This window comes from Pseudomonas migulae NBRC 103157, from assembly GCF_002091715.1.
In the GTDB taxonomy this organism is placed as follows: Bacteria; Pseudomonadota; Gammaproteobacteria; order Pseudomonadales; family Pseudomonadaceae; genus Aquipseudomonas; species Aquipseudomonas migulae_A.
In genome coordinates this window covers 15,345-28,733 of sequence record NZ_BDAG01000060.1, presented here as the reverse complement: position 1 = coordinate 28,733, position 13,389 = coordinate 15,345, and the positions used below count along the sequence as shown (strand labels likewise).

The window sequence follows — 13,389 nt, the reverse complement described above, 5'->3', positions numbered from 1 at the left end:
GCCCGGAATAAAATCCAGATCAGGCCCTGCACAAATTTGCACAGTTATTTTCGATTCATGACACTAGAATAGGTCCAACTTTTTCGGAGTCATAGCCTTTATGCCAGATCCGGTTGACGCCTCCGGGCTGTCAGAATTACCGCTGGACGACTTGGTGGCGTGTCATGAGTGCGACTTGCTGATGCGCAAGCCCGAACTCGCCCATGGCGAGAAAGCCCTGTGCCCGCGCTGTGGTTACGAGCTCTACGCCCATCGGCACAATGTTGTGCAACGTAGTCTCGCCTTGGTCATCGCCGCACTGTTGTTGTACATCCCTGCGAACTTTTTACCCATCATGCAGCTCAATCTACTCGGGCAGTCGTCACAAGACACTGTCTGGACCGGCGTTGTTGGCCTGTTCGATACCGGGATGCAAGGTGTTTCGGTCATCGTGTTTCTGTGCAGCATGGGAATTCCGCTACTCAAGCTGCTCTGCCAGCTGGCCGTGCTGCTAAGTATTCGTTTTGATGTCGGCCGTAGTTACGGTTTGCTGCTTTATCGAATTTATCACCATCTACGAGACTGGGGGATGCTCGAGGTTTACCTCATGGGCGTTCTGGTGGCGATCGTCAAACTGGCAGATATGGCAGCAATCACTGTCGGTCTCGGCCTGGCGTGCTTTATCGGTTTGTTGTTGGTCCAGGTTTGGCTGGAGGTTGTGATGTCGCCTCATCAGATCTGGCAGGCTTTATCAGGAGAGGATGCCCATGCGGGCGATTGATGCAGGCATTCTGATTTGTACCGAATGCCATGAGTTGAACAAGCAGGACGCTGACACCGACGAGCAGGTCTGCACTCGTTGTGGTGCGCTGGTTCACGCGCGCCGCCCGAACAGTGTGATGCGCACATGGGCGCTGCTGGTGACGGCAGCGCTGCTCTATATCCCGGCCAACGTCCTGCCGATCATGACGGTCAGCTCTCTTGGTCAGGGCGACCCCAGCACCATCATGTCCGGTGTGATCCAGTTGGTTCAGCACGGCATGATTCCCATCGCCGCCGTGGTGTTTATCGCCAGTATCCTGGTGCCGACGTTCAAACTGGTGGGCATCGCCTTGCTGCTGTTTTCGGTGCAGCGCCGCCAGCCACTTTCGGCACGCCAACGCATCTGGATGTACCGCTTTATCGAGTTCATCGGCCGCTGGTCGATGCTCGATATTTTTGTGATCGCCATCCTGGTGGCGGTCGTCAATTTTGGACGGCTTGCCAGCGTCGAAGCCAATCTTGGCGCCATCGCTTTCGCCAGTGTGGTGATTCTGACGATGCTTGCCGCAGTAACTTTCGATCCCCGACTGATTTGGGATAACACGGAGTCGGACGACGACCATGACTGATTTGCCTACAGCGAAAACCCGACCGGCCTCGAACTGGTCCGCCATTTGGGTCTTGCCTCTGATCGCCCTGATCATTGGCGGCTGGCTCGGTTGGCGTGCCTATAGCGAAACCGGCATCGAGATTCAGGTGCGTTTCGAAAGTGGTGAAGGCATTCAGGCCAACAAGACTGAAGTCGTTTACAAAGGCATGTCGGTCGGCAAGGTGAAAACCCTCACGCTCGACGACGAAGGCGCCTCCAAAGGGGTGATTGCCACCGTCGAGATGAACAAGGACGTGGAGCCATACCTGCGCACCAGCACACGCTTTTGGCTCGTCAAGCCGAGCGTGACCCTGGCCGGCATCACAGGGCTGGAAACCCTGGTCTCCGGTAACTATGTCGCGGTCAGTCCGGGCGAAGGGGAGCCCACGCGCAAGTTCAAGGCGCTGGCCGAAGAGCCGCCGCTGTCTGACGCCCAGCCCGGTCTGCACCTGACCATCAAGGCAGATCGCCTCGGCTCGCTGAACCGTGGCAGCCCGGTGTTCTACAAGCAGATCCGGGTCGGGCAGATCAAAAGCTACTTGTTGTCCGAGGACCAAAGTACCGTTGAGCTCAAGGTGTTCATCGAGCCCACCTACGCCAAGCTGGTGCGCAAACACACACGTTTCTGGAATGCCAGCGGCATCAGCATCGACGCTAACCTGTCCGGCGTGAAAGTACGCAGTGAATCCCTGGCCAGCATCGTCGCCGGCGGTATCGCCTTCGCGACGCCGGAGAACCGCAAGGACAGCCCGCCCACCGATCCGAGCCTGCCGTTCCGTCTCTATGAAGACTTCGATGCCGCCGCCGCCGGTATTCGGGTCAAGGTCAAACTCAGCGACTTCGAAGGCATGCAGGCCGGCCGGACGCCGGTGATGTACAAAGGCATTCAGGTCGGCACGCTGAAAGCGCTCAAGATCGATCCTGATCTGTCCAGTGCCACCGCGGAATTGACCCTTGATCCGCTGGCTGAGGATTACCTCGTTGACGGCACCCAGTTCTGGGTGGTCAAACCCTCAATCTCCCTCGCAGGCATTACCGGTCTCGAAGCGCTGGTCAAAGGTAACTACATTGCCGTGCGTCCAGGTGACAAGGGTGCCGCACCGCAGCGTGAGTTCGTGGCACGACCGAAGGCGCCGCCGCTCGACTTGCGGGCACCGGGCCTGCACCTGGTGCTGTTCACCGAGAACCTCGGTTCACTGGAAGTCGGCAGCCCGATTCTCTACAAGCAGGTCAAGGTCGGTTCGGTCCAGAGCTATCAGTTCTCGCGCAAGAAAAAACAGTTGGTGATCGGTGTACACATCGAGAAGGAATATGAGGGACTGGTCAACGCATCGACCCGTTTCTGGAACGCCAGCGGTATTACGCTCACGGGTGGGCTGACCGGTGGAATCCAGGTCAAAAGTGAGTCGCTGCAAAGCCTGATGGCCGGCGGCATCGCCTTCGAAACCCCGCAAGCCAAAGCGCCATTGCAGAAGCGCATTCCACGTTTCCGTCTGTTCGCCAGTCATGACGAGGCCAACCAGAAAGGCACCGTGGTCACGATCAAGGTCGATCGCGCCGATGGCTTGCGCAGCGGCACCCCTGTGAAATTCAAAGGCCTGGATGTCGGCAAGATTGAAGACGTCGACCTCAGCGATGATCTGCAATCGGTGCTGCTCACCGCGCGGATCACCGAAGTGCCGGAGCGCATTGCCCGGGTTGGCAGTCAGTTCTGGGTGGTCAAGCCCGAGCTGGGTCTGATCAAGACCTCTAACCTCGAAACCCTGGTCACAGGCCAATACATCGAAGTGCAGCCGGCCGCGAAAAATCTTGGTCCGCAGAAGAACTTCGTGGCCCTCGCCAGCCCACCGGAAACCGCCAAACAGGAAGCCGGTTTAAGCCTGGTCCTGAGCGCCGCTCGGCGCGGTTCGTTGAAAACCGGTGTGCCGGTGACGTATCGCGAGGTCACCGTGGGTAAGGTGACGGGTTATGAACTGGGCCAGACCGCTGACCGTGTTCTGGTGCACATTCTGATCGAACCGAAGTACGCACCATTGGTGCGCAGCGGCACACGTTTCTGGAACACCAGCGGTTTTGGTTTCGACTACGGTTTGTTCAAGGGGGCGACGGTGCGCACCGAATCGCTGGAGACGCTGATTCAGGGTGGTATCGCTTTCGCCACCCCGGACGGTGATCGTATGGGCAGTCCGGCACGGCCTGAGCAGACGTTTCCGTTGTTCGACAAGTTTGAAGATGAATGGCTGACCTGGGCACCGAAGATATCGCTCGGTAAATAGCAGGAAGTTGAGGGGGCGTCTGTGAGGCCGCCTTCGCGAGCAAGCCCGCTCCCACATTGGATCTATGTCGGTCTGGCATTTGTGTACGACATCAATCAAATGTGGGAGCGGGCTTGCTCGCGAAGAGGCCCTAAAGTTCACAACGAACGCCACGCCATAAAAAAGGCCGCGATCCATTTGGATCGCGGCCTTTTTATTGCCTTCGATTAACGCAAATCAGACCGCATCCAGTTCCGGCTCGTCCGCTTCAACGTTAACGGCAGCCTTCACCTCATCGTGACGACGAATGTATTTCCAGTCCGCCTCGTCAATGTAGATCCCGTTCGGCCCGCTGCCGCCTTCCAGGTCAATCGCCACACTGGCGCAGACCTGCGGCTTGACGCTCGCCAGAATCGGCACGAAGCCCAGTTGCAGACTGGTTTCCAGCAGCGCTGCCTGGTTCTTCTCGTCGATGTCCGCCGCCTCGTCGAGGTAGTAGGGCAGGCGTACACGGCCGGCCTGGTCGCGGTCCATCAAGTGCAGCAACAAGTACATGTTGGTCAGCGCCTTGATGGTCATCGTGGTGCCGTTGGACGCTGCGCCATCGATGTCGGTGTGAATCACCGGTTGACCGTTGACTTTGGTGATCTCGAACGCCAGTTCGAACAAGTCCTTGAGGCCCAGTTGGTTGTGGTTCGCCGCCACCAGACGCGCCAGGTATTCCTTGGCTTCTTCGTTCTTGTTGTCCTGATCGGCGCTTTGGCTCAGGTCGAATACGGAGAGGGTTTCGCCTTCTTCGTACTGGCCGGCGCTGTGGATGATCTGGTCGATGTGCTTCAACGCTTCCTTGTTCGGCGCGAGGACGATACGGAAGCTCTGCAGGTTAGAGACCTGGCGCTTGTTGATCTCGCGGTTGAACAGCGCCAGTTGGTGCTCGAGGCTGTCGTAGTCGCTGCGGATGTTGCGCAGCGTCCGGGCGATGTCGGTGACGGCAGCGCGGCGTGCCTTGCCGAGGGTCAGGGCTTCGTCGGTGCGGTGTGCATACGCGTTGATCAACAGTTGCAGGCGACGTTCCATATCGTCTTCGCTGTCGAACTTGGCCACGCCCTTGAGGCGCACCTGGGCGTACAACGCGTCGATCTGCCCGTCGCTGCGCAGCAAGCCTTGCCAACTGTCCTGATAGTCATTGAGCAGCGGCAGCAGGTTGTCCATGGAATCGTCGATCGGGTCCATGAACGGCGTGCCGAACGGCAGGTCTGCCGGCAGCAACTGACGGCGGCGCAGGGCGTCGTCGAGGGTGCGTTGCTTGGCTTCCATGTCGCCGATCTGACGGCCGACCAATTGCAGCTTGGCCGACAGTTGCTGGACGCGTTCGGTGAAGGCGTCGCTGGAACGCTTCAACTCGTCCTGCGCGGCTTCCATTTGCGCCAGCTGCTCAAGCTTGTCGCCTTCTTCGGCGCTCAGGGTTTGCGAGCGACGGAAATCCTCCAGGGCTTTCTGCGCATCCAGCACTTGCTGGTACAGCGCTTCGGTCTGGGTTTTGCTCGCGGCGCGATCGGCTGCCACGGCCGCCTGGGTTTTGAGCTGCTTGAGTTCTTTTTCCAGCCGCTCTTTCTGGTCACGCAACGCGGCGCGGTCAGCCAGCGCTTGCAACGCCGGAGGTTCGATGTGCGAGAGGTCGATGGACAGGCCCGGCACTTCGAAGCGCTCGCCTTTGAAACCGTCGAGGATCAGCTCCATGGATTTGACCCACTGACCGTCCTCGTCCAGCGCAATCCCGTGTTCGCCCAGCGGCAGGCTGAACAGTGCGCTGTTGAACAGACGCATCAGGCGCTCGACGTCCTGTTGCGAAAATTCTTCGCGCAGGCGGGCGTAGCTGTTGTTGTCGGCATGATCGAGTTGCTGTTTCACCGACTTCAGGCGCTTTTCCAGATCCCGCAGACGTTCTTCGAGGTCTTCGGCAGAGAACTGCCGCGACTGCGCCAGCGCACCGGCCAGTTCATCGTGAGCGTCCTTGGCCGCGAGCAACTGCTGCTCGAGCACTTTGACGTCATCGACCAGCGCGAAGCGATTCTTCAGCGCCGACAATTCACCGAGCCAGCGCTGGATGCCACTGATTTCCCGCTCCAGGCGCATCAGTTCCTGAGTGCCGCCACGCTGATCGTTTTGCAGCGCGTCCTGTTCGTTGCGGTAGTGCTCGGCCTGAATCGTCAGCTCTTCCTTGCGCGCACTGGCGTAGTCCGACCAAGTGCCGAGCAGTGAGTCGAGTAGCGGTGAGATCCGGTGCAGCTTGCCGCGCAAGATATTGCGCTGGGTCACGCCTGCCGCGAGCGCTTCAACCAACGGGCCAGCGGTGACCAGCGAGTTGTAGTCCTGCTCCATGCGTCGTACATCGCGGAACGCTTCTTCGCACGCGGCGATGTAATCGACGCTGCCGGAGCGCAGGCTGTGTTCGAAGGCATCGAGGAACAGCTGCTTGAGCTTGGCTGCGGTGATTTCGCGCATGTGCAGCAGGTTGATGAACAGGGCGCGGAAGGTCTTCAGGCTCTGTTCGCTGGTGGAGCGCAGCGGGATCAGCGTGAGGTCCAGCGGGATCGACGTGTGGCCGCCCACCAGCAAACGACGCAGTTCATCCGGCTTGAGTTCGTAGGCTTTCAGGCCTTCGCGCTCAAGGTTGGTGAACAGTTCTTTCTGGCGCAGGCAGGTGTCGTTTTTCTGGTAATGCGCCAGGTCCAGTTTGCCGGCATAGGCAAAGAACTGATGGCCGAAACCACCGCCCGGGCCGCGACCGACCACGCCGATCACGTGCGGACCGTGGGGCAGCGAGACTTCCACCAGGATGTAACTGGTGTCCGAGGCGAAGTAGAAGCGCCGGGATTGTTCCAGGCTGTACTTGCCGAAACTCATGTCCGACATGCGCGCCAGAATCGGGAATTGCAGCGCGTTGATCGAGGCGGATTTACCGAGGTTGTTCGCGCCGTAGACCGACAGCGGTTCTTCCAGCGGAAACAGGCCGAGGCTGTAACCGGCGGTGTTCAAAAGGGCGAAGCGGCGAATGCCGTAGCGTTCCTTGCTCATGCGTCGGTCTCCTGTTCTTCGGCAATGGCGCGGGCCAGGGCGTCTGCTTCGCTTTCTTCAGCGAAGTCGCTCAAGTCGAGCGGGTCATCGGTTTCCAAAAGTTTTTCGTCGCTGTCATCGTCGATCAAAACCGGGACCGGCAGCGGCAATACGCTGTGCAGGCTGGCCGCCAGGTCACGGTCCTGCTGAACCGACAGGCAAACATCGAGGAAACGGTGCATCGGCGGCAGGAAACGGTAGACGCCGTTTTCTTCGCTGGCGAAACCGAGCTGAGTCATGCGGCGCATGATTTTTTCTTCAAGTTCTTCGACGGTCTGCACTTCGGCCTGGATGAACAGGTCGCGGTACTTTTCCAGCAACGACGGTAATTCATCGCGGCCGAGGCTGCCGCCGTCGAGCACGGCGATCGGGTCACGGCCCTGATCCGCCAGATGCTCGACGAGGATGAAAGTAAACAGCGCCAGACGTTGCGCCGTCTTGTTCACCGCTGCGGCGGCGAGGTCCGGCACGAAGTAGTAGAAACCACGGGTGTCGCAGACCAGTTCAAAGCCCAGCGCCTTGAACAGCGTGCGGTACTGATCCTGAAAGTTCGACAGTTGCGCGTACAGCTCCGGATCGCGGCGGCTGACGTGGTAGCCCTTGAACAGCTCGCGAAAGATCGGCGCCAGCTGGGACAGTTCGGATAGATCAAGATGCATGTGGGATGCTCGCAGAATCCTCGGCGGCGTTATCGCGGGCCGAGAGCAGGGCGAAGGAGCGCAGGCTGACCTGATGCTCGTGAGTGTGGTAATCGCGGCGTTCCAGACGCTCGCGTTTAAAGCGCTTTTCCCGCGACAGGCGCGAGAACCAGTACAGCAATTCGTCGGTGGCGCCGTCCGGCTCCTGCTCCAGCAGCCAGGTCATCAGGTCCGGCATCGGCAGGGCGTCTTCGCAGCGTTCGAGCATTTCCCGTACGGTGCGTGGCGCGCGCGGCGCTTCGCCTTTCTGGGTCTTGTGGGCCTTGGGGAAGCGCGCCGGTTTCGGCTCGAAACGGGCCAGCGCGTAAACGTAGGCTTCGACCTGACTGGCGCTGCCGAGGAAGGTGCTTTGCGGCCGGGTGAACATTGGCATCGCCGCTTGTGGCACCGCATCGATGCCTTTGCGACGGATGGCCGACAAGGCCAGCGCCGCGCCACGGGTCACGGCGTTGTGACGACGGGCTTCTTCACGCAGCGGCAGCAGCAATTCGCGGGCATGCCGCAAGGTCAGCTGGGCGCTGGTCTGCATTTCGAGAATGCGTGCGTGGGTGCGCAGCAGCATGTCGTCGTCGACCAGGTGGCCGAGGCGCTGCTGCTCGGTGAGCATCTTCAACAGCACGTTTTCGACCTTGCGCACACCTTGTTCGAAGGCGCCGTCGGCGTTCACCAACTGAATCATCGGCTCGACGTATTCGTCCCAGGTCGCCAGCACTTCGGCGTAACGCTGACGCAGCGGGATCTGCCGGTCGCTGGTCTTGGCGCGTTCGGCCACGGCCACCAGGGCCTGTTCGTCGTTGGCGAGCTTTTTCAGCACATCGCGCACGCGCATGTCGAGCAGGCGTAACTGGCGCGCCAGGTCATGGCTGTCGCGGATGTCGAAGGCGTCTTGGATATAACCGGCCAGGCGTTCGAGGTGACGCAGATAGGCTTCGATTTCCAGGCACAGGCCCAGACGGTGCTCACGTCGCAGGTAAGCGAGGAAGTCGTGGATCTGCGCGTTGAGCTCGAAACGGTTCGGGCTTTTTGCCACGGGAACCAGAATGTCGAGGCGGATCCACACGTCCAGCAGGCTGGTGATGTCCTGCGGCGTACTGTCGAGTTGCTGGGCGGCCAGTTGCGTGCGCAGTTCGTTGAGGCTCAGTGTGCCTTGGTCGAAGTGCTCGCACAGTGGCTCCAGAAGTGCCCAGTGTTCAGCGAGGGCGCGCAAGACGCGCTTGGGTTCGATCATCGGAATGGCCGGCTGGTTGGCGATTAAAAGCCGCGATTGTACTGCATCGGGACCGATGCGATTCACTCTCGGGACGGGCTGTCACCATTTTTCATAGGTAGAAAGACTATCGGTGAGGTCTATCGATCAACAGCGTGAGCGATCTTGAGCGAAGGGCGGTAGAATCAGCGCACTATTAGTTATCCACAAGTGGCCGACCTTTGCTTATCGAGTCCCGTCGTCGCGCTTATTTGACCGCCATGCAGGTGGTCAACTGGCTGCCGCGCACTGAATTGCCCTTTGCCGCGCCTTCGCGGCCCGAGCTGCTGGAGATGCCTGAGCCATTGGTCGTCGCACCGGTGGCGCTGGCGCCAGTGGTCGATGCGCCCGCGGAGCCTGTGGTCAAGCCGGCCGAACGGGTGAAAATCGAGGTGCCGCGGCCATCGTTGGCCAGCACGCGTGACAACGCCAAGGTTGAAGAAGAGGAGGCACCGGTCGCGGTCAAGGCGCCAGTAGTGCCGCCCCCGCGATTCGCCCTGCAATTGTTGCGCGCCGGTCGCTGTCTGCTGCTGGTGGAGTTACCCACAGGCGAAACCTTCCAGACCCGCGACCCCGCTTATCTGTTGCTCAAGGACATGCTGCGCGCCGCCGGTCTGCCGGACAGCCCGCAGATCGTCGGCGAGCCGGTGCGCTGGCCGCTGCTGGCCCGAGGCACGATGGACCAGGGACCGGAAGTAGCCCGTGACTTCGTGCAAGGTTTTCTGTCGGCCCGACTGGAAGACGCGCCGTGCGTCTGCGTGTGGCTGATTGGCTTGCCGGCGGTGCGTTTCGCCGGTGAGGCGAATGCCGAATCCTTCAACCGTGAACTCCAGGTCGACGGCCTGGGTACGGTCTGGGCCCTGCCGGGTCTGGAATTATTAATGGAAGAGCCACAGCGTAAGGCTGATGTCTGGCAAGCCATGCGTCGGCTAATGGCGCGCTGGAAAGAATCAAATGAGTGACGCTGTATCGTTTCGCCCGATGACCGAGGCGGACCTGGACGCTGTGCTGAAAATCGAATACGCGGCGTACAGCCATCCCTGGACCCGTGGGATTTTTCTCGATGGGCTGGGCAAGTACCAGATCTGGCTGATGTTTGAAGGGCAGCAGCAGGTCGGGCACGGCGTGGTGCAGATCATTCTTGATGAAGCGCACCTGCTGAATATCACCGTCAAACCGGAAAATCAGGGGCGTGGACTGGGGTTGACGCTATTGGAGCACCTGATGTCGATTGCCTATAAGGCTGAGGCTCGGGAATGTTTTCTGGAAGTGCGCGACAGCAATCGGTCGGCGTTTAGGTTGTATGAGCGGTATGGGTTTAACGAAATTGGACGGCGTCGGGATTATTATCCTGCGGTTGGCGGGCGGGAAGATGCCGTGGTCATGGCCTGCACTTTGGTGGATTGAACCCCGGTAGGAGCTGCCGAAGGCTGCGATCTTTTGATCTTTACGTGCCGCGACTATGAAAGATCAAAAGATCGCAGCCTTCGGCAGCTCCTACGCGAAAATCCGGTCATTCAGATAGATCACCGACTCCCATCCATCGGATCCTGCTTCGCCAATTCCTCCTCATCCAGACCATTGCCCCCGCCAATGTCATCTTCATCGACAATGCTCAAATCCCAATCGGCCTGGCCACCTTCACCTGCCTCATGGGCATCCCGAGCACCGTCTTCACGGATCAGGGTTTCCGGGCTCATGTCATCGTCGGTGGACTCATGGTCAGCGGTCGAGGCGCCGGTCATGCCTGCTTCACGCACGCGCCCCCGTGGCATTAGTCGCTCGCGCTCGTTTTCCGTCAGTTCATCGCCGATTTTGGCGCTGGGTTCTTCCTCGTCGAAATCCAGCTCATGTATCGAACCCATGCGGTCTTCGTTGTCGTCGATGGGCTCGGGTTGCGCCGCATCGTACGGACGTCGTGAATCAGTCATGGCAATTCCTCATACTGTGGGCCTTACTACGGTGGACCCACTGGGCTCCTCAGAATTCCACCGCCATGGAGTGCAGGTAATATGCATCAGCGGCAATCTGCATCTCGCGCGTGACCTCGACGGACGGTTGTCTGTCAAAGCAGCGCATCATTCTCGAGGCTTCATTGCATGAACGAATTACAAGATCTGATTGATAACAACGAGCGCTGGGCTGACGCGATCACCAAAGAAGATCCTGACTTCTTCGCCAAACTGGCCCGTCAGCAAACGCCGGAATTCCTCTGGATCGGCTGCTCCGACGCCCGCGTACCGGCGAACGAGATTGTTGGCATGCTGCCTGGCGACCTGTTCGTCCACCGCAACGTGGCCAACGTGGTGCTGCACACCGACCTCAATTGCCTGTCGGTGATTCAGTACGCGGTCGACGTGCTCAAGGTCAAACACATCCTTGTTACCGGCCACTATGGCTGCGGTGGCGTGCGCGCATCGATGCAGGACCGTCAGTTGGGCCTGATCGACGGCTGGTTGCGTTCGATTCGCGACCTCTACTACGAAAAACGCGAAGAACTGGCCCTGTTGCCGACGGAAGAAGAGCGGGTCGACCGCCTCTGCGAACTCAACGTGATCCAGCAAGTGGCCAACGTCGGGCACACCACCATTGTGCAAAACGCCTGGCATCGTGGGCAGAAGCTGTCGATTCACGGCTGCATCTACGGCATCAAGGATGGCCGGTGGAAGAGCCTGAACGCCAGCATCAGCGGTTTCGAGCAGTTACCGCCACAGTACCGTTTGCGCCCGGTCGAGGCGCAATAAAACCCTCAGCCCGGGCGCCGTCGGCGGCGGTTCTGTAAAAACAGCTGGCCATTGGCATTCGGCAACTCGTCGTAGCCGGTGATCCAGCCCCGGCAGCCAGGACAACTGCAGCGGCAGGCGAACTGCCGCTGCAGTTTGTCTTCCGTTGCGGCAAGATCAATCATCAGCCGATCGCCCTTATTGATGTCTTTCAGCGCCCATAACCACAGCTCGCTCATGTCGAGAAAGGCATTGGGGTCGCAGGCGTGGCTAAGCAGGCCGCAGAAAAGTGGATCGTGAACATGGATGCCCGGCGCCAGTTGTCGGGTATATCGGCAGCGATAGGGCAGCAGATGACCGGAAACACGACACATCCGGCTCAGGCGGGGGAAATCGCGCAGGGCTGCGACCCCGATGGCCTCCCCTCGAGCGTTGTGGATGGTTTTAAAGTCATTTATGGACGGGAATCCAAGGCGAAGGGGCAACTCTGGAAATGGGTAGATGCCATTGGATGGCGGTGGGATTCCTTGATCGGCGTGGGCTCTCATAACAATCCTTGTCGGCGGGGTGCTGCGACCTCCGTCAGCTGACATCCTGTCAGCCCTGCAGCACATGGGTACGCCTCAAGACTCTCGCAAAAGAAACAACCGGTCTACTGTCATAACTGACAGAGGAGAAACGCGCGTTCCCACGTCAGCCAAGGCTCACGCAGGAACGCTGTTCAGCATTTTACAAAGGCGGAGCAGGTATCGCGGTCGCAGGCGCCGGGACCTTGAGCTGTTTGAGTTGAGACTTGATCGGTGTTGTCGCGCACTTGGCGGCGGCTTGCCCGGGCGTCAGGTTGCGAATCGAGGTGTAGAACAGCTCGCAGGTCTTATCTGCCTGGGCCACCTGCCAGGTTTGGGTGCAACTTTTCAGTTCAATGTCTGGATTGCTGTCCGGGTCGCGGCCCATGGCGGCCTGCCAGCACGCGGCACTCAAGTCCTGGCCCATGACTTTCAGGCCCGCCGCGTCGGCCTGGGCCTGGGGATCTTTGCCGGTATAGCTGTCCGGGTCGGCGGCGTACCAGATATAACTCGGGTGGTTGGAACCCAACACCGGCACTTTCACCCCGTCCTTCGGACTGATGCTGACCAGGCCCAGCACGTTCACGGTCGGCCCGTATTGCTGTTTGATCCAGTTGCGCACTGGCGCACCGAAAGCAACCATCGGCAGCGCGGTACCGCTGGCGTTCTGGCTGACTTCCTTGACCATGGTGGTCTGGTAGTCCTTGAAGTAATCGTAAACGCCTTCCAGATCCTTGCCGGCGTTGGATGGCGCGGCAATCGGCGCGATGTCGATGATGGTCTGGAAAGCCGGCGTCTGATCGGCAGCGATCCCGTTGACCGTCAGCAGCGTGGCCCAACGATCGGTTGTCTTGGACTCCAGGTAGTCCTGGGCCTGGGTCAGCGAGTAATCGGGCGGGAAGTGCAGCAATTCGACGCTTCTACGGTTCTCCAGCGCCATGCCCAGCGGCAGGAACAAATACCAGCTGTAGGCCCATTTGCCGTCGGCATTCAGCTTGCTGGCGCCGGTGTAGGCCAGATCGCCTGCATCGAGCAGCGCCGCCAACGGCTTTTCATAGCCTCTGGGCACCCCGGTGATGGCGGCATAGAGCTGATCGTTATCGGTTTTGACCTGCACCTTCGCATCTTTGTAACCATCGCGCTGCACGCTTTGCGTCAGGTAATGCTCGACGGTTTGCTCCAGCGTCCAGTTGCGAAAGCAGATCACGTTGCAGTTGTTGGGGTAGGCGAACAGCCGCGTGACGCGCTCGGTGCTGCCCAGCTTCAGATCGGCATCGGCGTGGGCGGCGGTGCTCAGCGTCAGGGCGGCAAGGGTGAGTGCTGCGAGTTTGAACATGCTCAGATCCTTTTCAGCGTGTGGGCCTCCGAGGCGGAGGCGGGTGACAGGTCGGCTT

At 59.8% G+C, this 13,389-nt stretch carries 12 protein-coding genes; 6 read left to right on the top strand and 6 right to left on the bottom strand.

Annotation, left to right across the window (positions count from 1 at the left end):
• The first annotated feature begins 100 nt into the window (after nt 1–100).
• From PMI01S_RS28930 to PMI01S_RS28920, 3 genes are read left to right on the top strand one after another with little or no spacing between them, the layout of a single operon-like run.
• Nucleotides 101–760: a paraquat-inducible protein A gene (locus tag PMI01S_RS28930; protein ID WP_084323498.1), complete on the top strand. Its 660-nt coding sequence runs from the start codon at nt 101–103 to the stop codon at nt 758–760.
• A complete protein-coding gene (locus PMI01S_RS28925) occupies nt 747–1,370 on the top strand; it encodes a paraquat-inducible protein A (protein ID WP_084323496.1) in 624 nt (207 codons plus the stop codon). Before PMI01S_RS28930 ends, PMI01S_RS28925 begins: the two co-directional genes overlap by 14 nt.
• Nucleotides 1,363–3,666: a PqiB family protein gene (locus PMI01S_RS28920; protein WP_084323494.1), complete on the top strand. Its 2,304-nt coding sequence runs from the start codon at nt 1,363–1,365 to the stop codon at nt 3,664–3,666. The genes PMI01S_RS28925 and PMI01S_RS28920 overlap by 8 nt, the downstream gene beginning before the upstream one ends.
• A 216-nt stretch (nt 3,667–3,882) precedes the next feature.
• Here the strand turns inward: PMI01S_RS28920 and mksF are convergent, their stop codons facing one another.
• From mksF to mksB, 3 genes are read right to left on the bottom strand one after another with little or no spacing between them, the layout of a single operon-like run.
• On the bottom strand, nt 3,883–6,723 hold the full coding sequence (gene mksF / locus PMI01S_RS28915) for an Mks condensin complex protein MksF (RefSeq protein ID WP_084323492.1): 2,841 nt from the start codon (nt 6,721–6,723) through the stop codon (nt 3,883–3,885).
• On the bottom strand, nt 6,720–7,421 hold the full coding sequence (gene mksE / locus PMI01S_RS28910) for an Mks condensin complex protein MksE (RefSeq protein WP_084323490.1): 702 nt from the start codon (nt 7,419–7,421) through the stop codon (nt 6,720–6,722). Before mksE ends, mksF begins: the two co-directional genes overlap by 4 nt.
• Entirely contained in the window at nt 7,411–8,688 is a 1,278-nt protein-coding gene (mksB, locus tag PMI01S_RS28905; RefSeq protein ID WP_167362941.1) for an Mks condensin complex protein MksB, read from the bottom strand. Before mksB ends, mksE begins: the two co-directional genes overlap by 11 nt.
• A 239-nt stretch (nt 8,689–8,927) precedes the next feature.
• Between mksB and PMI01S_RS28900 the strand changes: the two genes are divergently transcribed.
• The gene (locus PMI01S_RS28900; RefSeq protein ID WP_084323486.1) at nt 8,928–9,668 is read left to right on the top strand and encodes an energy transducer TonB; all 741 of its coding nucleotides are present in this window, start codon (nt 8,928–8,930) and stop codon (nt 9,666–9,668) included.
• Nucleotides 9,661–10,113 (top strand): ribosomal protein S18-alanine N-acetyltransferase, encoded by a 453-nt coding sequence (rimI, locus tag PMI01S_RS28895; RefSeq protein ID WP_046030107.1) that lies wholly within the window; start codon nt 9,661–9,663, stop codon nt 10,111–10,113. The genes PMI01S_RS28900 and rimI overlap by 8 nt, the downstream gene beginning before the upstream one ends.
• Nucleotides 10,114–10,232: 119 nt before the next feature.
• Here rimI and PMI01S_RS28890 read toward each other — a convergent pair whose 3' ends face one another.
• Nucleotides 10,233–10,637: a serine kinase/phosphatase gene (locus tag PMI01S_RS28890; protein ID WP_084323484.1), complete on the bottom strand. Its 405-nt coding sequence runs from the start codon at nt 10,635–10,637 to the stop codon at nt 10,233–10,235.
• 168 nt (nt 10,638–10,805) lie between these two features.
• Between PMI01S_RS28890 and can the strand changes: the two genes are divergently transcribed.
• Nucleotides 10,806–11,450 carry a carbonate dehydratase gene (can, locus tag PMI01S_RS28885; RefSeq protein ID WP_084323482.1) on the top strand — a complete coding sequence of 215 codons (645 nt, stop codon included), beginning with the start codon at nt 10,806–10,808 and terminating at the stop codon, nt 11,448–11,450.
• A 5-nt stretch (nt 11,451–11,455) separates the two neighbouring features.
• Here the strand turns inward: can and PMI01S_RS28880 are convergent, their stop codons facing one another.
• The gene (locus tag PMI01S_RS28880; RefSeq protein ID WP_084323481.1) at nt 11,456–11,977 is read right to left on the bottom strand and encodes an SET domain-containing protein; all 522 of its coding nucleotides are present in this window, start codon (nt 11,975–11,977) and stop codon (nt 11,456–11,458) included.
• Between the two features lie 181 nt (nt 11,978–12,158).
• Nucleotides 12,159–13,331 carry a hypothetical protein gene (locus PMI01S_RS28875; RefSeq protein ID WP_084323480.1) on the bottom strand — a complete coding sequence of 391 codons (1,173 nt, stop codon included), beginning with the start codon at nt 13,329–13,331 and terminating at the stop codon, nt 12,159–12,161.
• Between the last annotated feature and the right edge of the window lie 58 nt (nt 13,332–13,389).